This is a genomic window from Erwinia endophytica (assembly GCF_009295515.1).
GTDB lineage: Bacteria > Pseudomonadota > Gammaproteobacteria > Enterobacterales > Enterobacteriaceae > Erwinia > Erwinia endophytica.
The window spans coordinates 160546-180642 of record NZ_RQVV01000053.1 but is presented as its reverse complement, the minus strand read 5'-3'; the positions used below and the strand labels follow the sequence as shown (position 1 = coordinate 180642).

The window sequence follows — 20097 nt, the reverse complement described above, 5'->3', positions numbered from 1 at the left end:
CGTAGCATGAAAGAAATGACGCAATACGACTATATCGTGATTGGCGGCGGCTCCTCCGGCTCGGTACTGGCCGCCCGTCTGTCAGAACGTAGCGATCTTAAGGTCTGCCTGATCGAAGCGGGAAGCCGGGACACCACGCCGCGTATCCAGACCCCGGCAGGTACCATAACCCTTTATAAAAGCACCAAATTTAGCTGGAACTTTTACTCCGCGCCGCAGAAGCACCTGGGCGGTCGTCAGATGCACGTACCGCGCGGTAAGACACTGGGCGGATCGTCATCGATGAACAGCATGATCTATATCCGCGGTCTGCCTTCAGACTACGACCGCTGGCGTGACCAGGCGGGATGCGAAGGATGGGGCTGGGATGACGTTCTGCCGTGGTTTAAACGCTCTGAGCATAACCAACTGCAACAGGACACAGCCTTTCACGGTTATCGGGGCGAGCTGGAGGTGACGACGCCCCGAGATCCCAATCCGCTGTCCCCGGTCTTCGTTAATGCGGGTCACCGTCTGGGTCTGCCGGTGAATCATGACTTTAATCACGGGGGCAATATTAAAGGGGTAGGCATTTATAACGTCACCCAGAAGGACGGTAAACGGTTATCCAGTTATCGCGCGTTCCTGCATCCGCATCTGCACAGAAGCAATCTTCACGTCATCACCGACTGCGAAGTTCAGCAGTTGATTATTGATGGCAATCGGGTGCAGGGCGTGCAGGTCCGCATGGCAGGCAGCGAACACCTCCTCTCTCTACGGGTGAATAAGGAAGTCATTCTCTGTGCGGGGGCGATCGGTTCGCCGCATATCCTGTTGAAGTCCGGTATTGGACCACGTGACGAGCTGAATCATGTCGGCGTCCAGGCCGTGCTGGATTTGCCAGGCGTGGGAAAAAACTTGCAGGATCATCTCGACGGTCTGGTAACGATACGTTCAAAAAGCCCACTGACGCTCGGCTTTTCGATCAAAGCCTGGAAGCCGATTTTGAGCGCGCCAGTGAAATACCTTTTCGCCAAAAAAGGCTGGCTCACCACCAATTATGTTGAAGCAGGTGGCTTTGCCTGTACCCCGCTCAGCCCGACAGAACCGGATATCCAGTTTCATTTCGTTCCTGGTTATCGCAGCCACCGCGGACGATTGTTCGAATGGGGGCATGGTTATGCTATTCACGTCTGTGTGTTACGGCCAAAATCGAAAGGCGAGTTGACGCTTAATCGCGACGGTGAAGTGGTGATTGATTTTAATTTTCTCTCCGATCCCCGCGACGCAGAGGTCCTGGCCGAAGGTATTAAATACGCCCGACGTATTCTGGCCCAGGATGACTTTGCGCCGTATCGCGGCAAAGAGATGCTGCCTGGCGAACATATCCAGACTGATCAGCAGTTGCAGCAACACATCCGTGAATACTGTGCCACGGTATTTCACCCGGTCGGCACCTGCAAAATGGGCCATGACCCCTTAAGCGTGGTCGATCCATCCACTTTAAAAGTCCATGGCATGCAAAATCTGCGGGTGGCAGATGCCTCGATCATGCCGTATCTGATCAGCGGCAATACCAATGCGCCCGCCATTATGATCGGCGAACGTGCCGCCCATATGCTGCTGAATGACTGTACTGACCTGCAACCTCATCGCCATCAGGAGAGCACCAGTGTTTGATAAACCGTACTGGGAAAACAAACTAAAAGATCAACGTTTTATCAACCATGCCGTCATTAACGGCAAACCCTATACCGCTCGCAGCGGCAAGGTGTTTGAGGTTGTCAACCCGGCGAGCAATGCGGTACTGGCACAGGTCACCGCGTGTCAGGCGGAGGATGTCGATGTTGCGGTGCAGGCCGCACGTAACGTCTTTTCATCCGGGGTCTGGTCTGCAGCCAGTGCCCAGCAGCGTAAAACGGTCCTGCAACGACTGTCGCAACTCATTCTGCAACATCGTGAAGAACTGGCGCTGCTGGAAAGCGTCAGCATGGGAAAACCGGTGCAGGATGCGCTGAATATTGACGTGCCGGGTGCGGCGAATGTCTTTGCCTGGTATGCCGAAAGCATCGATAAGCTGTATGACGAGGTTGCCCCGACGCCACCCGGTTCGCTGGCAACCATCACCCGTGAACCGGTTGGTGTGGTCGCGGCAATCGTCCCATGGAATTTCCCGCTGGATATTGCCTCGTGGAAGCTGGGCCCTGCGCTGGCGGCAGGTAACAGCGTTATCCTGAAACCTTCTGAGCATTCACCGTTTACCGCCCTGCGCCTGGCTGAACTGGCGAGCGAAGCCGGCATACCTGACGGTGTGTTGAACGTGGTCACCGGGCTGGGAACCGAAACCGGCAGCGCGCTGGGTCTACATCATGATGTCGATGTCATTACCTTCACCGGTTCAACCACGGTGGGCAAAGCGTTCATGCACTATTCCGCCCAGTCTAATTTGAAACAGGTCTGGCTGGAATGCGGTGGAAAAAGCGCCAATATTATCTTCGCTGACTGCCAGGATCTCGCGCTCGCCGCCGAAAAAGCCGCCTTTGGCATTTGTTTTAACCAGGGTGAAGTCTGTTCGGCCAATTCACGCCTGCTGGTAGAGAAAGCGGTTTATAGTCAGTTTATTGCCATGCTCACGGAAAAAGTGGCTGCCTGGGCGCCAGGGCATCCGTTTGACTCGCAGACACGGATGGGCGCCATGGTCAGCAGCGCGCATAAAAATAAGGTGCTCGACTATATTGCCCGCGCTCAGGAACAGGGCGCGACATTACTGACCGGCGGTAAGAGCCAGCAGATCGACGGCGTTGACAATTATCTGCAACCCACCCTGCTCGGAGCCGTTACCCCAGCAATGTCCGTGTGGCAAGAGGAGATTTTTGGCCCGGTACTGGCGATCAGTATGTTTACCGATGAGGATCAGGCTATTGAGCTGGCCAACCAGCATATTTACGCCTTAGCCGCCTCGGTCTGGAGTGACGATCTTAACCGTGCTCACCGTGTGGCCGCGCGGCTCAATGCCGGTACCGTCTCAGTCAATACCGTTGATGCCCTGGATGTCAGCGTCCCCTTTGGCGGCAATAAGCAGTCGGGATTCGGCCGTGACCTGTCGCTGCATGCTTTTGATAAATTTACCCAACTGAAAACCACCTGGTTCCAGTTCAGATAACCCCGTTGTAGTCAGATCCACTGGCGGTCGTCGTGCCCGTTTAAACGAGCGTGACGATGCCAGTGGAGTGCAAAAGTGTTGCCGTATTAAGCCGCTCAGCAGGTCGATGCGGCTTTTTTATCGATGAAACCTGACAGTCAAAATGGCCAACATGCGGTAGTCCCTCTCCATTTGACGTTACAAAGCCACACGCATAACCTCATCCGGCGCGCTGGCCTCCTGAGTGCGGGTAAACGGCTGTTTCACACTGATATACAGCGTCTGACCGTCTGACGACAACGCCAGACTGTTAGGGTGTACCGGCGCTTTAATCGTTCTCAGCACCTGGTAGGTTTTCGCATCGATGATACTGACTTCTCCCGTGTCGCGGTGCGTAACATACACTTCGTTGCGCCGGGCATTGAACAGCACCGCCAGCGATGTCGGCAGATTAATTTTCTGCGCCACCGTACCATTGCGGCTATCCACCACCAGTAACTGTGCTGTTTTCGTGTCAGTGATAAAGGCACGATGCGTGGCAGGATCCAGCGCGATATTCAGGAAAAAGTGCGCCTGATCTTCCGCCAGTTTGGTACGGGTCAGCACCTGGTTACTGGCGGTATCGATGGTGATAAATTCATTGTCGCCATTGGTGACATACAAACGATGCGCGGGGGCATCCAACGCCAGGCCGACTGCATATTTCCCCATACCGTCAAAGGTGTGACGCAACGTTAATGTGGCGCCATCTACGGCCCAGACCCGGCTCTCTTTGCCAACACCGGTCACATATAGCGTATCGCTGCTTTCATCCACCACCAGCTCACGCGGGGCCAGCGGCCTGGAGGTTGCAGTACGCGGACGTGTATCCAGCACCAGACTGCCCTGCACCTCGCCGGTTTTGACATCAATCGCGGTCACTGCGGCGTTCAGTGTATTGCCAACATATAACCGGTTGGTCTTATTGTTGACTGCCGCGCCAAATGATTTGAACTGATGATGAATAGCCTGTGTCACCGCCAGGGTTTGCGGATCAAGACGGTAAACAACACCGCCCTTATCCAACTGAAGACTCTGTGCTGTCGCAAGATACAACGCGTTTTCCGATGCACTGTAAGCCATCTCATAAGCGCCATTTGCCGCTGGTTGACGCAGCAGCCCGACTGGCGTTTCACTGTATGCCGGCAATACGCTGGCGAACAACGTCAGTGCCAGCAATGAGAAACATCCTTTGTTGCGTGCCCAATTTCCAATAAAATTCATACTTTCTCCCTGTAATATTCGTTGCGGTAATGGCATTCTGCCGCAGGCAAAACACCTGATGGTGATAGACTTGATCATCCTTCAGCACGCCGGATACGCAACCGCCATCTGAAGAATGACGGCTAAGTGCGTTCATCCCAGCAGCGCGGTGGTCAGTCGGGCGGTGCAGCATCGTTTATCGCGATCAAAGATAACGATTTCCCAGACCTGCTGACTCCTGCCCAGATGCAGCGGGCAGCACACGCCTCTGACCTCTCCACGGGTGACGGCCCGGTGATGGCTGGCGCTGATCTCGGTACCCACCACACACTGCCCTTCTTCGCTGGCAAGGTAACCGGCCATCGATCCCAGCGTTTCAGCCAGCGCCGCCGATGCCCCGCCATGTAACAAACCAAACGGCTGACGGGTACGCTCATCAACCGGCATGGTGGCTTCCAACTGCCTGTCGTCCAGATGGGTGAAGACCATTCCCAACTGGCTGATCATCGAGCCCGCCACCATATGATTCAGATCTTCCAGACTTAACGGCCGTTTCCAGATCATCCGTTACCTCCGTTAAGCGCCAAGCGTCGAACCGCCGTCGACCACGATATCCTGTAGCGTGATATGGCTGGCCTGTGGGGAGGCGAGGAACAGAATGGTGTTGGCTATTTCCCCGGGACGGGCAATTTTTCCCAACGGGATGCCCAGTTTGTACTGCCCGGCAAAACCACGAATACGCTGTTGTTCGGCCTCTGGAGAACCCCACAGGCTGCGCTGCATATCGGTATCAGTGGAACCCGGAGAAACCAGATTACAACGGACACCATAGGGTGCCAGTTCCAGACCGACCGTCAGGCTCAGGCTGCGTAACGCGGCTTTTGACGCGCCATAAGCCGACATGCCCAGACGCGGGCAATGCGCCGCATCGGAGGCGACCGTGACAATCGCCCCGCTGCGCTGCTGACGAAATACCGGCATGGTCTGCTGAAACAGATTAAAAGCGCCGCCGGCATTGACCGCCATCACTGCCTGCCAGTCGGCCACGTCCAGTTGGTCGGTGGCCCCCATCCGCAGGATCCCGGCGCTGTTGATCAGGATGTCCAGCCGCGGCGTTTCTTGCAGCAACTGCTGACAGACGGTTTTTACCTGTCCGGCGTCCGCGACATCCAGTTGCTGGATCCGAAAGGGAATATCGGTGGCGTCAAAGGCCCGGTCCAGCCCCACCACCCCTGCGCCAGCCCGGTGAAAAGCCAGCGCCGTGCTGTAGCCGATGCCTTTCGCCGCGCCGGTGACCCAGACATTTTTCCCCCTGAAGTCATATTGTAGACTCATGCCTTGCGCTCCCTGGCAAGCAGTGCCCACCATGCCGCCAGCGTGGGTTCCTTCGCTAACATCACAAAATCGATGTCGTGATAAACATTACGCCAGCGGGCCGCCAGCGCCATGATCCGCACGGAGTCCAGACCATAGTCGATCAGGTTTTCACTCTCTGACGGCACCTCGCCATCATCCAGCAACGGCAGGATCAACGCCCGCAATTGTTCTTTGCTCTGCGGTATCGGGAGCAGTTCTTCTGTCGTCACCACTTTCCCGGCCCGACCGGCGGTGTATTTCAACGCCATCAGGTGCTCGTCGCGGCTGAAATCCGCCAGTGCATCCGCCACCATAAAGGGCTGAATATCCCGCATGAAGGCGTCGATAGCGGTGGTCAGACAGCCAATATGGGCGTAAACACCACAGATTATCAGTTGATCGCGCCCATTCTCTTTCAGATGTTGTTCCAGCGGCGAGCGATGAAAAGCGCTGTAACGCCATTTAACCAACACCTCATCCTGCGCCTGCGGCGCAAGCGCAGCCACAATCTTCTGCTGTTCCGGATGTTTGTTCAGGCCCGGCCCCCACATATCGTTCAGCAGCGCACGGTCTTTGTCGCTCTGCTGGTTTGGCTGAGCGGTGTAATAAACCGGGATAGCCTGCTGATGACAATAGTCTCGTAACGCCGCAATATTGCGGATGACCTGCGCGATCATCGGACAGTTTTCGCCCCAGAAATTAATGAAATAATTCTGCATATCATGGATCAACAGCGCGCCACGCGCAGGCTCAAACGTCCAGTTGACTTTGTTTTCCGGTAACTCATTGCCCGCAGGCAGGGCGTATCCTTTCAGGGATGGAATAGACATACTCTCTCCATTAATCATTGTGTTAACTGGCGTGCAGCAAGCTGTTCGCGCAGGCGCTTTTTATCCACTTTGCCAACCGGCGTGAGCGGCAGGTTATCAACGGTTTCAATCCGATCAGGCAGCTTGAATTCCGCTACCCCGAGCGCCCGCAAATAACGGCGAATTTCCACTGCGCGCAACGGACGCAGTCCGACGATAAACGCACAACTTTTCTCGCCCAACAGGTGGTCTTCCATGGACACCAGCGCCACCTGTAGGATCGCGTCATGGCGCAACAGCAGGTTCTCAATCTCTTCCGCCGCGATTTTCTCGCCACCCCGATTGATCTGATCTTTCTCCCTGCCCTGGACACAAATGTAACCATCCGCAGTAATGGAAATCAGATCGCCGGAACAATAGAATCCGTCAGCATCAAAGGATTTGGCGTTGTGTTCCGGGCTGCGGTAATAACCGCGAAAGGTGTACGGCCCCCGGGTCATCAGCCGCCCTGTTTCACCAATGGGCAGCGGCTGACCGTGTTCATCGGCCACCCAGACTTCATCATCCGGACTCATTGGCTTTCCCTGGGTACAAAAGGTATGCCAGTCGTCATCGTCCAGTTGGGTATAGTTGACCAGGCCTTCCGCCATGCCGAACACCTGCTGTAACCGGCAACCGAGCTCCGCCGGAATACGTGCGGCCAACGCTTCACTCAGGCGGGCGCCTCCCACCTGCAATAAACGTAACGAGGCCAGTGCGGCATGACAGCCCCACTCCTGCACCGCCTGTAACCACAGACTGACTGCGGGCGGTACCAGTGCGGTCACCGTTATCTGATGCTTTTCTATCAGTGGGAAACAGCTACTGGCGCTGGGATCGCCCGCCAGTACCACACAACCGCCGCCATAGAATGTCCCGCAGGCCCCCGGCGAACTGAGCGGATAGTTATGGGCCGCCGGCAGCGCACAGAGAAAACGTGTGGAGCGGTCAAAACCACACACTTCCACGCTACGACGGATGCTGTAGTAATAATCATTATGGGTGCGTGGGATCAGCTTCGGCGTACCGGTGCTGCCGCCCGAGAGTTGGAAAAATGCCACTTCATCCGCAGCGGAAGGCGTCGCGACAAAGTCGTCGGCCCCCGTGCCCAGCAGCTCAGCCAGCGAGATATCCCCGGTATGGGCGTTATGCATCACCACGTCACGCAGCGAGGGACAACACTGGCGTAACTGTTGCAGATAGTCGTCGTTAGCAAAAAGGCCGTGCTGGCGGTCGGCAATCAGCAATGCCGGTTCAATCTGGCTGGCATAGGCGTCCAGTTCCTGGCGTTGATGACTGAATAGCGCGTTAACCGGCGCCACACCGATTTTCAACAATGCAAAAAACACCATGTAGAATTCCGCGATGTTGCCCAGCTGGACCAGTGCGGTATCGCCACAGCGCAGGCCGCGTCGCTGTAACGCGGCGGCTAACTGGTGTGCAGACTGCTCAAGATGCTGATAGCTGAACGGCCGATCGCCGTCGATCAACGCAATATGCTGGCTTGCCGCATGGCGGCTGAGAATGTCCGTCAGCGGTAAATCCAGCCAGTAGCCCCGTTCGCGGTAACGCGCAGCCAGCGACGCCGGCCAGCGGGTATAGGAAATTGTCATCAGTGATATCCTTATTGCAGACCAAATACTTTCATCATGGTGCTAAGCTTGACGCCGGTTTCATGCCATTCCGCTTCGGGGGATGACGCCGGGACAATACCCGCCCCGGCAAACAGCCGGATACGGTTCCCCGCCAGGGTGGCGCAACGAATAGTCACCACCCATTCACCGTCCCCCTGCTCGTCACACCAGCCGACAATGCCGCCGAACAACTGACGATCGAACGGTTCCAGCCGCTCAATCCATTGCCGGGCCAGTTCATGTGGATAACCGCTCAGCGCGGGGGTGGGATGCAACAGGCAGGCCAGCGATAAGGCGTTTTCCGTGGAAGAACTGACCTCGCCTTCAATGGGCGTCGCCAGGTGCCAGAGAGCTGACGTCGTGATCAAATCCGGTTTTTCCGGCACCATGAGAGAATGACTCCGGGACTGGAGTACCGCCTGCATCGCCTCAGTGACCAGACGGTGCTCGTAGCGATCTTTTTGCGAATACATCAGTCGTTCACCCACTGCACGGTCAGCATCATCGCTGCTGTCATCGCGTCGCGCCGATCCAGCCAGTGGCAAAGAGGAAAAATGGTTACCGGTTTTACGCAATAACAACTCCGGGCTGGCACCCAGTAACGTACCGCCATCCGCGAGAGGAACATGAAAGTGGTAACTGGTTGGGTTCAGCGCCATCAGCCGATCCATCATCGCGTAGGCTTTTACCGGGGTCGAGGTGGTAATATCGAACAGCCGGGACAAAACCACTTTGTCCAGTTCAGGCTGTGCCGTCGCTTCCGCTGCCTGCGCAACCATCGCCATAAACGCGTCTTTTTCTGGAATAACCTGACGCCCGGTGATGACTGGTAACGGGCCAGCCATCGCCTGCTCCGCCATCGTTACCCGCTGCTGGCGCGAAAAATACTTACAGCGCTGTGGAATAAATAACGCCGAAGGCTGGCGTGTATCGAAGGGGATCGCCCCCACCAACAGCGGCTTATCAATGCCGCTTTCTCTCGCCTCGACAAACGCGCTGCGGACCTTTTTCTGCAACTCACTCTGCAAGTCATGGCCTTGCCACGCGGGGGTATCCAGGGTGGTAAAGCATCCCTGCGTGACAATACTCTTCCAGGGCGATGTAAAGAAAAAGCTGTCATCTGACAGGAAATCCGGTGAACGCGCCGCGTCATCCGCACAGAGTTTATTCATAATGGCCTCCCGCCATAAAAGATTAACTGATAATGATTACCACTTATGCCATCACCACTTTCTTTCGCTAAAAGCCATCCTGTATTTATTTATCGGTGATAGTTTCCGTCACTGGCGTGGGCGCGGGCTGTCGATAACGGCGCAGCGCCCCCAGCAATAAGGTCAGCGCAACGCTGATAACAGCCAGTCCTGTCCCACCGCTGCTGGCGGCAAGCACCGGAGTCATTACCGCGGTCAACATCCCCAGTAACAGCGCGCCCAGTGAATCGCCCAATACGTTCTGTGCGGTCCATAAACCGTTAATACGTCCCAGCATCACGTCGGGTGTTTGCGTCTGGATCAGCGTGTATTGCAACAACGCGCTCAGCCCGCTGAGGTAGCCAAACAGAATCAGACAAAGCGCCCCCGGCAACCAGTAAGGCATCAGGCTAAAAATAGCCAGCATCGCCAACGCCGCGATTGCACTTAACAGCAACACCATGCCAGGACGGGAATGCCGGGCCAGATTGCCGCTGGTCAGCGCGCCAGCGGCAGCGCCAAGCGGAACTGCGGCATACAACAGACCAATCTGCCCGGCACTCATCTGCCAGTGGAGGGCCAGCGCCGGGTAGAGCACCCGTACCGCAGAGGCCATAGTGAGCAACGCGCCAGTCAAGGCGATCCCCCCCAGTAACGGATGACTGACCAGATAACGTCCCCCTTCAATCAACGCCATCAGCGGCTTCGCCTGGTGATCGGCTGGCGGCGCCAGGGGGGGCAAACGCAGCAACGGTAACAGGGTGATAAAGGTTCCGGCCGCGGCCAGGCAGTAGTTCCAGAAAACCCCACCGGAAGCCAGCAGCAGTCCGCCGAGCATCGGCGATATCACCGACCCCAACCGCACCGTCAGCATGGTGATGGCCCCCGCCTGCATCAGGTTATCTCTGCCGACCAGCGCCGGTGTGGCCGCCAGCAGCGCCGTCACGCCTATCGCCCCAAAAAAACCGTCCCACAGTCCAAGGAGGTAAATCATCAACAGTGAGGGGGAAGGCAACGCAGCATTCAGGCTCAGGCCAATAAAACCCAGCCCACAGGTGGTTCGGGCAAACAGGATCAGTTTCCGCCGTTCATAGCGATCAGCCAATACCCCGCCCATCATCAAGCCGGTAAACATCGCCAACCCAGTCAGGGTAACGCCAAGGCTGACCTGCAGCGATGAGCCGGTCAGTTGTTGGATCTGTACCGGTATGGCAACCGCCAGCAGGCCCAACGCCAGAATTGAGATAAAACGGGCCAGAAATACCGCCCGAAACGCCGGGTTGGTCTTCAGCAGACTGAGATTAAGAAAAAAAGAGTGTTTTTTCATTTTTCGGCCTGCTGCAACAGATCATTAAGACGTGGGCCAATCAACTCAAAGGCCGCTGCCGAAATAATATCGACATGCGAACAATCAACAAACGACGTCTGCAATTTACCCATCCAGTCCGCCCAGGCACTTTCAGCCTGCTGATACGGTTTCAGCGTGCGTTTCGCCACAAACAGAACCGCTTCACCATTGAAGCGTCTGCTTTTGGCGGTCGCCAGCAACCTGACCGCATCAGCGTAATTGCCCTCAATAGCGGTAAACAATTCGCCGCTCTGATCGGCTTCCAGCGACTGACGCAGTTCCTGCTGGGCGCCGATAAAGGCTTCTCGCTCACGGTTGATCTCCTGTAACACTTCTTCATCCAGCACCAGCCCCTGCTGCTGTTGCGCCCAGTATTGTGTTTCCGGTGGCCAGGTATCCAGCAATCCAAGGAACGCCACCTCTTCTCCTGCCGCCTCCAGGCGTGCCGCGATGGCATGCGCCAGGGTGCCGCCAAGGGAGTAACCCAACAAGTAGTAAGGGCCATGAGGCTGCTGTTGCCGCAAGATTCGCAAATGACTGTCACACATTTCATCCAGGCTGGTGGCCTGCTGCAATGGGCCGCCAGGCCGCGGCGACTGGATCCCGGTCAGCGACCAGCGCGCATGAAGATAACGCTGCAGAATACTGAACTGCCAGGCAAAGCCCGAGGCGGGATGGAAGCAAAACAGGGTCGGACCGTTACCACGGCGTAGCGGCAGAATGGCGTCCATACCGGCACGGCAGGCTTCCTCTTCGCTTTGTTGCAGCGCGAGCTGTTCTGCCAGCGCCAGCACACTGGAGGCAACCATCACCTGTCCGACCGTCACCGGTCTGGCAAGGCGACGACGCAGATCGACCGCCAGACGCATCGCCAGCAAGGAATGACCACCAAGGGCGAAAAAGTCATCATTGACCGAGTGGATCTCACAATCCAGTACGCGGGCAAACGCCCCGGCAATAGTGATCTCCAGTTCCGTCTGCGGAGGGCGTCCTGCCGCAGTGGAGGCCAGTTCAGGTTGCGGCAGCGCTTTACGATCCAGCTTACCGTTAGCGCTTAAAGGAAATGCCGCGATCTGCACCAGCGTCACCGGGACCATATGCGCGGGCAGTCGCTCACTGAGGATTTCACGCAGGCGAAGCGCATCCAGCGGCTGGCCGTGGCTGGCAACGACATAGCCCACCAGTTGACGCTGATCCCCACCTCCTGCGCTGTCTTTACGCAACACGCAGGCACAGGTCACCGCCTGCGCCACCCCTTCCAGCGCCAGCATCGCCTGATCGATTTCGCCCAGTTCGATACGCTGACCGCGGATCTTCAGTTGATCGTCGCTACGGCCCAGGTATTCCACGGCGCCATCGGGCAGCCAGCGAGCCACGTCCCCGGTACGGTACATGCGTTCGCCTGCGTTTTGTGGATCGGCGATAAAGCGGCTGGCAGTCAAATCGGCTCGCGCCAGATAGCCCTGCGCCAGTTGTATGCCAGTCAGATAGAGATCGCCAGCGATGCCTGGCGGCACGGGCTGCATATTGCCATCCAGAATACGCAGACCCGTGTTCCATACCGGGTAACCGATCGGTACGCTGGCCCCCGTCACCTGTTGCAGCGATTCGCCAAAGGCCGGATACCAGCTGACATCCACCGCGGCTTCGGTCGGACCATATAAATTGTGCAGCGGCACAGCGGTTTTGTTTTGCCAGACATGGCACAACTCAGTGGGCAACGCCTCACCACTGCAATACACCCGTTTTAACGAGGCGCAGTGCGCAATCGCCTCATCATCATGCAATGCTGCCACAAAAGCGGCCAGCATCGACGGGACGAAGTGAGTGGTAGTGACGTTGTAATGTTTAAACAACTGCAACAAAACCTGTGGATCGCGGTGCGCTTCAGGAGGCGCCATCACCAGTTGAGCGCCGACGATCAACGGCCAGAAAAACTCCCAGACCGAGACGTCAAAACTGCAAGGTGTTTTTTGCAGCACCACATCATCCCCGGTCAGTTGATAGTGTTGCTGCATCCACAGCAGCCGGTTAACTATCGCGCGCTGCCCAACCATCACCCCTTTCGGTCTGCCGGTTGAGCCTGAGGTATAAATAACATAAGCCGTATGCTCAGGTCGGGAAGCGCGACTGACCGTTGCCGTCGCGGGCAACAGGGCGTGATAGTCAAAACAGTTCAGGCCTTTTACCTGCGCAAAACGCGCCGTCTGAGTGGTAATCAGCAGACGCGGACGGGCATCCTCCAGCATCATTATCAGCCGATCGTCGGGATAACCCGTATCCAGCGGTAACCAGGCGGCGCCCAATTCAATGATTGCCTGTAGCGACAGCGACAGGAAAACGGATCGAGGTAGCGCCACCGCCACCACATCCCCCGCCTGCACGCCCTGCTCCGCCAATTCTGCCGCCAGTGCCTGTACCTGCTGGCGCATTTGCTGATAGCTGAGCTGAACATGCTCATCGGCCAGCGCGGGGGCATCCGGCGTGCTGGCCGCCTGACGAGCAATCAAACTGCTGAGCGTCTCCTGCGGCAAACTCACTGCCGTGTCGTTAACCTGTTGTAAGAGCGCTATTTCCTGTGGGTGTAACAGGTGTACCTGACCGCAACGCAATGCCGGTTGGGCAGCAAACTGCGCCAGCAATAACGGCAAACGGTCCAGATGTTTTCTCAGCGTATCGGCCTGATAACGACTGGCATTGGCCAGAATCTCCAGCGCGGCATTGCCCTGTTCATCGATGTACAGCGCTATCTCCAGATCCCGCACCGGCCCGGATGCCAGTTGGTGGGTAATGCCTGCGATACCGTTAAAATCGAGCCGGTAGTCAAACATCTTCAGGTTAAGCACCGGACCAAACAGCGGCTCGTTCAGTTGCCCTATATCACGCTGGATTTGCTCAGCATCGTAACGTTGGTGGCGACGGACTTTTTTCAGTTGCTGCGCCAGTGCGCAAGCCAGTTGCGGTAAAGTCTTCTCCGCCTCGATCTTCACCCCCACTGGCAGTACATTCAGTACCGCCCCTCCTGCGCTGATCGCGACCGACCCCAGACGCCGCATAAAAATAAATCCGGCGCTGTATTCATTACGGCCACACAGACGCCCCAGCCATAACGCCACCAGCGCTAACGCCATATCCGCGGGCGTGAGATTGTCTTGTGCCGCGTGGTTATCCAGCAACTGACGGAAGTGCGGGTGGTCAAAAGTCAGAGTCTGACGGATCAATTGCGTGGTGGTACCCTGGCCACTCAACGGCAACAGCGAAAGGCTGGCTGGCATTGGCAACTGCCGCGCCTGCTGCTGCCAGAATGCCGCGTCCCGCTGCCAGTTCGCCGAATCGTGATAGCGGATATACTCATCCACCACCTCACTAAACTCGGTGAACGGTGTGGGTGCGGGCTGCTGCTGACGACACAACGCGGTATATATTTCCGCAATCCGCCGGGTGATAGCGGTAAAACTAAAACCGTCCACCACCAGATGATGGAAACGCTGATACCAGAACCAGCGGCGCTCCGACAGGCGAAAAATGATGTGGTGATACAGCGGGCGACCGCTGGCGATCCGGTTATCCTGCTCCAGGTCCTGCTGCATCAGAGCCAGCGCAGCCTGCGTCGGCGCCTGGTGCTGGCGTAAATCAACAAACTGCGGCGGCGTAAAGCAGGCCGAGGTATCGACCCATTGCACCGGTACACCCTCCTCCTCTGAAAAACGCAGGCGCAGGGTATCCACCTCCGCCATACCGTTCAGCACCGCCTGGACCAGTAGCGCTTCATCCAGGCAACCGTTTAACTCAACATAGTGCGCCACGCTCCATGCGTTTACTGCCGTTGACAGCTGTTCCGCCATCCAGATCCCTGGCTGAGCGGCCACCAATGGCATGACCCTCTCTTTTTTCCGCATCAACGATTCGCTCATCATTTTTCCTCTGCGCAAGGTGCGGCAAAAGAAGCCGGAATCAGTTGTTGCCAGTGCTGATTCAGCCAGTCGTGGCACTGCTGCTGTTCATGAGGGCCAGAAATAATCCGCCATCCCTCTGGCAATGCGCAATGCTGTGGCCACAGACTGTATTGCTGTTGCGGGTTTTGTAGGATCAGGAACTGTCCCTGAGGGCAATCGAAAGGATTACTGTATTCCATGTCAGGCTCCATTTATGACTCATTGTCCTGCTGCAACGCCGTCAGGTCTGGCCATCAGGCTCCCCTGCCAGCAGAGCACAACCGCCGTCAAACTGGCGGCACAAAAGAAAGAGGGATATTTTTTGCAGAAGAGAAACCTGCCTGCAGAACGTGACGGTATCGGCAGCCCTGCTCTTATCCCTGTGGGCTGCCCACTAAAAACCTGTTGTTGCCACGCCGTGTGGGCTATCCGATCGCCACCACCAGTCATACCAATAACCTTACTTTCCTAATAATGAAACATTTCACGATATCAGATGATAATAATATTGATAATTATTTGCATTTGCAACACAGAAGGGAAAATCAGATCAACCTTGCCAATGATGAACGGATCAAAACGACACTGGTAGGCGTGAAGAATGCGCTCTAGTGGCTGAGCCGCAGAGCGATTTAATCATTATGATGTCAGCTTATGCCTGGGGAAGACTGACTTCTTTTATCTCAGGTTCGTTATGCAAACGCTGACGGCGACGCAGACTGGGGAACAATTTCATCCACAATGCGACCACCATTAACGTGCCAATCCCACCGACTAGCACGGCGGGTACGGCGCCCAGCCAGGCCGCCAGCATACCGGATTCAAATTCACCAAGTTGGTTTGAAGTATTGATAAATATCGAATTCACCGCACTGACGCGCCCGCGCATTTCATCCGGTGTATCCAGTTGTACCAACGAGCCACGGATCACCACGCTGACCATATCGCAACCACCCAGCGCGAACAGCGCCAGCATCGACAACCACAACGTCGTTGACAGCGCAAAAAACAGCGTCGCCAGGCCAAAACCCGCCACGGCGGCAAACATCGTCATCCCGACGTTACGCTCCAGAGTCCGGCGGCTGAGCCAGAAACCGACCAGCAACCCACCAACCGCCGGGGCGCCTCGCAGTAAACCCAACCCCCACGGCCCGGTATGCAACACATCTTTGGCGAAAATCGGCAACAGTGCAGTGGCTCCGCCCAGCAAAACGGCAAACAGGTCCAGCGAGATAACGCCAAGAACATCGGGCCGGTTACGAATAAACTTCACTCCGGCAAAAACACTGGCAAACGTTGCCGGAGTGCGTGACGGTGGCACATGATCGTAGTGAAGGCGGCTGACCATGGTTATGGAGATCAAATACAACATCGCGGTCGCGGCGTAGACCGTTCCCGGCCCGGCGACGTAAAGAAAGCCCCCCAACGCGGGGCCGAGCATGGATGCGGTCTGCATCGAAGCGCCATTGGCCGCCGTGGCGCGGGCCAACATCGCGGGAGGCACCAGGGCCGGCAGCATCGATTGCAATGCGGGTGCCTCCAGCGTACGGGCAATGGAGATGATAAAAATCAGGCCGAGGATAATCCGTTCGTCGGTCATCCGCATCAGAGTCAGTGTCGTCAGCACAACAATTGCCAGCCATTCGGTTATCTGCCCCCACAACACCACCCGTCGCCGGTCAAACTGGTCAGCGACATGTCCGGCAGGCAGCGCCAGCAGCACAGCAGGCAGAAACTGGGCCAAACCAATCAGACCAAGATCCAACGCCCGCCCCGTAATGGCGTAAATCTGCCAGCCCACCGCAATCGACAGCATCTGAAAACCGAAGCTGGAGCTGGTGCGGGCCAGCCAGAAAGCCACAAAAGAACGATACTGAAACAGCGAATCCGCCCTGGCGGAAAATGGCGACTGCATAGCAATTCCTGAATTGAGGAGAATTTTTTATCGACCTGGCTTTGTTCCCCCATTGGCACTCAATGCGGGCGCGGTTCAAAAACGTGTCTCGCCCCTTCGTCCAGCACATATACGCCAGTGTGAGGCGGCGTAATAGTCAACCATCAGGCGAGGTTGCCGGTTTGGCATATTTCCATAGCCAACGCCCACTGTTCATCCTGCGATAGAAGAAGATGCCACGGACTATCCAGTCAAAAAACATTCCCAGCCAGATCCCCACCACGCCGAACCCCAGCAGCACGCCCAGGGTATAACCGGCGACAATACGGCATCCCCACATTCCCAACAGCGAGATCCACATGGTGAAACGTGCGTCGCGCGCACCTTTCAGACCGGCGGGGAGCACCCATGAGGCGGCCCAAAATGGCATAAAGGCGGCATTCAACCACACCAACACTTTGACCACATGGATAACATCCTCTTCACGGGTGTAGAACGAGGCCAACAGCCCCGCAAAGGGGACTGTCAGCGCCGCCAACAGACACAGGCCAATCGTCGACAGCCAGAAAATATGCCGTAACTGACGTTCAGGCTGCCCGAGTTGCCCTTTACCCAGCCGGGTGCCGACAATAATGGTGGAAGCCGAACCCAACGCATTCCCCGGCAAGTTTATCAGCGAGACAATAGAGAAGGCGATAAAGTTACCGGCAATCACGTTAGTCCCCATCCCGGCGACAAAAATCTGCGTCAGCAGTTTACCGCCGTTAAACAGCACGGATTCGATGCTGGCAGGTACGCCGATCCCCAGCACTTCCATCAAGATGCTGATATTCAGGCGAGAAAAATAGCTACGCAGGGTGATTTTTAACTGAGGATTAAAGCCGATCATCAGGACGTAAATCACCGCGACAGCCCCAATGTAACGAGAGAGGGTCAACCCCAGTCCGGCACCAACAAACCCCATCCCCTTCCACCCCAGACAGCCGTATATCAATACGGTACTGAAAACGATATTAAGGATGTTCATCCCGCCGTTAATCAACATCGGGATTTTGGTGTTGCCCGCTCCGCGCAACGCACCACAGCCAATCAGCGCAATGGCCGCCGCCGGGTAGCTCCAGGCGGTAATATTCAGATAAATTAGCGCTAATTCTTTGACTCTGGGTTCGGCGTTACCGGCAATAACGTTGATAATATGCGGACCAAAGAATTCAATGCCAATCGCCAGCAGGATAGCGAATAACGTCATCAGCACCAGCGACTGGCGTGCGGCCGCCTGCGCCCTGTCGCGGTTCAGCTTACCGAGGCTGAAGGCGACCACCACTGTGGTCCCCAGGTCGATTGCCGCGAAAAAGGAAATCACCACCATGTTGAAGCTGTCAGCCAGCCCCACTCCCGCCATGGCTTCTTTCCCTAACCAACTGACCAGAAAGGTACTCAGCACCCCCATCAGCAGGACGCAGAGATTTTCGAAAAAAATCGGCACCGCCAGCGGCGTAATCTCGCGCCAGAATAAAACCCGGTAGGAACGTCGTTTGGGATACCACGCAGAATGCTTAACCGCCTGCAGCAGAGAAACTCTGAAGTTTTGCAAGATTATTCCAGCCAGAAAAAGAAAAAAGAGTTATCGACGTCATACTTCAAACCACAGGTGCGTTGACAACATCCTGTCAGTTGAATCCTTTACCCGGTGAGCACATCAGGATGCCTTGACCTGGCATGAGAAGTATAAAGGGTATAACAAATGATGGTAATAGCCTGACGACTCTGCAAAGTCTTTTTCTGGTTTTTTTGTGCTACATAGCGGAGGCGGGCGTATTTACTGGCGGGAAAGACGGAAAAGTTTAGGGGCAACCGGCACCAGTCTGCCCCTTTTACGCTTTACAATGGCCGTACCGTTTACTGCGTCTTAGGCTCGCCCATCGCCTTCAGTTTTTTCGACAGTTCACGACGTTCTTTCGACAGATCGGCGTTTTTGATGATGTAATCATCAACACGATCTTCATAGTCACTGCGCATGCTGCTGATAATTTCCTGAATCGCTTCAATGCTCATACCCGGTTTGATGTATTCACCCAGGTTATCCAGCAGCAGGACACGTTTCTGGTTATCACGAATTTTTTTCTCGTTATCGTGAATCTCGCGCTGTAGCTTGTTCTTACGACGGAACATTCGCACAAATTCCAGCACGTCCTGAAATGATTGCTTTGCATTTTCCATGGAGACACCTTTCATTAAGGCCTGTTCGCACAGGCGTCATTATCGTCGCTCTCAGCTTAGCGGTGTACCGCGGCCGATGGCAATGTTGAGTCGAACTGTGGCTATCTTACCGCGAAGCACCTTTGCCCGCAGTAAGTTGTTGCAAATCACTTATTTTCTCAGCACCAGTCGCATCAGGTCGGATAACCTTTCCAACTGCCCGGCCATTTCCAGATTCAGCCAGACATAACCATGAATGGGCGTTTCCACCAGCTCATCGCTGTTCGATTCTTTAATCAACTGCCGCAATTCACGGCTGATATCGGCCAGTTCGGCGCTGTTAGCGGCAATCTTTTCCGTGCTGCCTTCCACAATTGCCGTGGACAGCGCGCGCAGGGTATTTTCCGTCATCTGCTGCGTTCGCCGCAACGTCGGCGCATTAAGCATAATCAGATGGCTGGCGCGCGATGCCCACCAGGCATTCAGCAACAACTCCAGCGTACAGACCATATTGCGGTTCAGCGTCTGGATACCTTCAAACACCGAGCGCGGCGTACGCGTCTCCTTGCTCGATGGTTCGATCAACGAACGCATCTTTACCACACTGGTCAACAGACGTTGCAAGGGGCGCGTCAGACGGGGTTTCTCTACCAGATTCGGCGAAAAACCGGCATGGTAAATCTTGGCCGTTTCCAGCAAGGTATCCGATAATTTAATTCGCCAGTGGATATACGCTTTCTGCGGATAGATGCTGGTAAACAGCAATGCCAGGATCGACCCCAGAATAACATCGCCCCCACGCCACAGCGCGGTGGTCATATCCCCCGGCGGCGCACCGCAAATGACCGCCAGCGTAATGCCAATCAGCAGCGCCATATACGGATGCTTGCCTAAGGTCAGAAATCCGCACAAAAACATCACTGCAGTACACCAGGCCAGCATCACCGGCAGCGAGTACAGCTCCAGCTTCAGGGCAACCAGACCGGAGACCGAACCGGCGATGGTGCCCGCGATCCTTTGCAACGCACGGGGAAACACATTCCCCCATGATGATATGGGCCCCATCACCACCACCAGGGTAATCAGCGGCCAGCTCCCTTCCGGGATCGCCAACAGGCGAACCAGCAAAAAGGTTAGCACAAAAGCCAGCGCAATCCGGATACCATGGACCGTGCGGTAATTGCGGTAGAGGGCGAATTCGAAGGTCGATAATGGCTTGTCGGGACGCAATGCTTTCTCCTGAACAGGTGTAACCGTGGCTGATCATACCCGATAAAAATCCCGGAAGATGAATGCTGCTCTATTTTTTATGCAGGAATTTCCCTGCGCC

Annotated in this window: 15 protein-coding genes; 2 read left to right on the top strand and 13 right to left on the bottom strand. The window is 56.0% G+C overall.

Annotated elements, in window-relative coordinates; genetic code table 11:
- Positions 1-6 precede the first annotated feature (6 nt).
- Positions 7-1659 (top strand): GMC family oxidoreductase, encoded by a 1653-nt coding sequence (locus tag EH228_RS15510; RefSeq protein ID WP_152322521.1) that lies wholly within the window; start codon positions 7-9, stop codon positions 1657-1659.
- Complete coding sequence (locus EH228_RS15505) at positions 1652-3142, top strand: aldehyde dehydrogenase (RefSeq protein WP_152322520.1); 1491 nt, start codon at positions 1652-1654, stop codon at positions 3140-3142. The genes EH228_RS15510 and EH228_RS15505 overlap by 8 nt, the downstream gene beginning before the upstream one ends.
- A 177-nt stretch (positions 3143-3319) precedes the next feature.
- Here the strand turns inward: EH228_RS15505 and yncE are convergent, their stop codons facing one another.
- The 13 genes from yncE to EH228_RS15440 form a co-directional block, all read right to left on the bottom strand.
- Positions 3320-4384, bottom strand: a complete 1065-nt coding sequence (yncE, locus tag EH228_RS15500) for a 7-bladed beta-propeller protein YncE (RefSeq protein WP_152322519.1) — start codon at positions 4382-4384, stop codon at positions 3320-3322.
- A 132-nt stretch (positions 4385-4516) separates the two neighbouring features.
- Complete coding sequence (locus tag EH228_RS15495; RefSeq protein ID WP_152322518.1) at positions 4517-4927, bottom strand: hotdog fold thioesterase; 411 nt, start codon at positions 4925-4927, stop codon at positions 4517-4519.
- 12 nt (positions 4928-4939) lie between these two features.
- Entirely contained in the window at positions 4940-5698 is a 759-nt protein-coding gene (gene dhbA, locus EH228_RS15490) for a 2,3-dihydro-2,3-dihydroxybenzoate dehydrogenase (protein WP_152322517.1), read from the bottom strand.
- Positions 5695-6549: an isochorismatase gene (locus tag EH228_RS15485; protein ID WP_152322516.1), complete on the bottom strand. Its 855-nt coding sequence runs from the start codon at positions 6547-6549 to the stop codon at positions 5695-5697. The genes dhbA and EH228_RS15485 overlap by 4 nt, the downstream gene beginning before the upstream one ends.
- A 14-nt stretch (positions 6550-6563) precedes the next feature.
- On the bottom strand, positions 6564-8180 hold the full coding sequence (locus tag EH228_RS15480) for a (2,3-dihydroxybenzoyl)adenylate synthase (RefSeq protein WP_152322515.1): 1617 nt from the start codon (positions 8178-8180) through the stop codon (positions 6564-6566).
- Positions 8181-8191: 11 nt separating this feature from the next.
- Entirely contained in the window at positions 8192-9373 is a 1182-nt protein-coding gene (locus EH228_RS15475) for an isochorismate synthase (RefSeq protein ID WP_152322514.1), read from the bottom strand.
- Positions 9374-9458: 85 nt separating this feature from the next.
- The gene (gene entS / locus EH228_RS15470; protein ID WP_152322513.1) at positions 9459-10718 is read right to left on the bottom strand and encodes an enterobactin transporter EntS; all 1260 of its coding nucleotides are present in this window, start codon (positions 10716-10718) and stop codon (positions 9459-9461) included.
- On the bottom strand, positions 10715-14653 hold the full coding sequence (locus tag EH228_RS15465) for an enterobactin synthase subunit F (RefSeq protein WP_152322512.1): 3939 nt from the start codon (positions 14651-14653) through the stop codon (positions 10715-10717). Before EH228_RS15465 ends, entS begins: the two co-directional genes overlap by 4 nt.
- Positions 14653-14874, bottom strand: a complete 222-nt coding sequence (locus tag EH228_RS15460) for an MbtH family protein (protein ID WP_152322511.1) — start codon at positions 14872-14874, stop codon at positions 14653-14655. Before EH228_RS15460 ends, EH228_RS15465 begins: the two co-directional genes overlap by 1 nt.
- 452 nt (positions 14875-15326) lie before the next feature.
- A complete protein-coding gene (locus tag EH228_RS15455) occupies positions 15327-16589 on the bottom strand; it encodes an MFS transporter (protein ID WP_152322510.1) in 1263 nt (420 codons plus the stop codon).
- A 136-nt stretch (positions 16590-16725) separates the two neighbouring features.
- Positions 16726-18162, bottom strand: a complete 1437-nt coding sequence (locus EH228_RS15450; protein ID WP_152322509.1) for an EmmdR/YeeO family multidrug/toxin efflux MATE transporter — start codon at positions 18160-18162, stop codon at positions 16726-16728.
- A gap of 305 nt (positions 18163-18467) precedes the next feature.
- On the bottom strand, positions 18468-18788 hold the full coding sequence (locus EH228_RS15445; protein WP_152322508.1) for a DUF496 family protein: 321 nt from the start codon (positions 18786-18788) through the stop codon (positions 18468-18470).
- Positions 18789-18938: 150 nt separating this feature from the next.
- On the bottom strand, positions 18939-19997 hold the full coding sequence (locus tag EH228_RS15440; RefSeq protein WP_152322507.1) for an FUSC family protein: 1059 nt from the start codon (positions 19995-19997) through the stop codon (positions 18939-18941).
- Positions 19998-20097: the final 100 nt, after the last annotated feature.

What these genes read in the sequence shown, in the direction of transcription:
- EH228_RS15510 (WP_152322521.1), top strand. Translation starts at nt 7, where the DNA reads ATGAAAGAAATGACGCAATACGACTATATCGTGATTGGCGGCGGCTCC.
- yncE (WP_152322519.1), bottom strand. Translation starts at nt 4,384, where the DNA reads ATGAATTTTATTGGAAATTGGGCACGCAACAAAGGATGTTTCTCATTG.
- EH228_RS15495 (WP_152322518.1), bottom strand. Translation starts at nt 4,927, where the DNA reads ATGATCTGGAAACGGCCGTTAAGTCTGGAAGATCTGAATCATATGGTG.
- dhbA (WP_152322517.1), bottom strand. Translation starts at nt 5,698, where the DNA reads ATGAGTCTACAATATGACTTCAGGGGGAAAAATGTCTGGGTCACCGGC.
- EH228_RS15485 (WP_152322516.1), bottom strand. Translation starts at nt 6,549, where the DNA reads ATGTCTATTCCATCCCTGAAAGGATACGCCCTGCCTGCGGGCAATGAG.
- EH228_RS15480 (WP_152322515.1), bottom strand. Translation starts at nt 8,180, where the DNA reads ATGACAATTTCCTATACCCGCTGGCCGGCGTCGCTGGCTGCGCGTTAC.
- EH228_RS15475 (WP_152322514.1), bottom strand. Translation starts at nt 9,373, where the DNA reads ATGAATAAACTCTGTGCGGATGACGCGGCGCGTTCACCGGATTTCCTG.
- entS (WP_152322513.1), bottom strand. Translation starts at nt 10,718, where the DNA reads ATGAAAAAACACTCTTTTTTTCTTAATCTCAGTCTGCTGAAGACCAAC.
- EH228_RS15465 (WP_152322512.1), bottom strand. Translation starts at nt 14,653, where the DNA reads ATGAGCGAATCGTTGATGCGGAAAAAAGAGAGGGTCATGCCATTGGTG.
- EH228_RS15460 (WP_152322511.1), bottom strand. Translation starts at nt 14,874, where the DNA reads ATGGAATACAGTAATCCTTTCGATTGCCCTCAGGGACAGTTCCTGATC.
- EH228_RS15455 (WP_152322510.1), bottom strand. Translation starts at nt 16,589, where the DNA reads ATGCAGTCGCCATTTTCCGCCAGGGCGGATTCGCTGTTTCAGTATCGT.
- EH228_RS15445 (WP_152322508.1), bottom strand. Translation starts at nt 18,788, where the DNA reads ATGGAAAATGCAAAGCAATCATTTCAGGACGTGCTGGAATTTGTGCGA.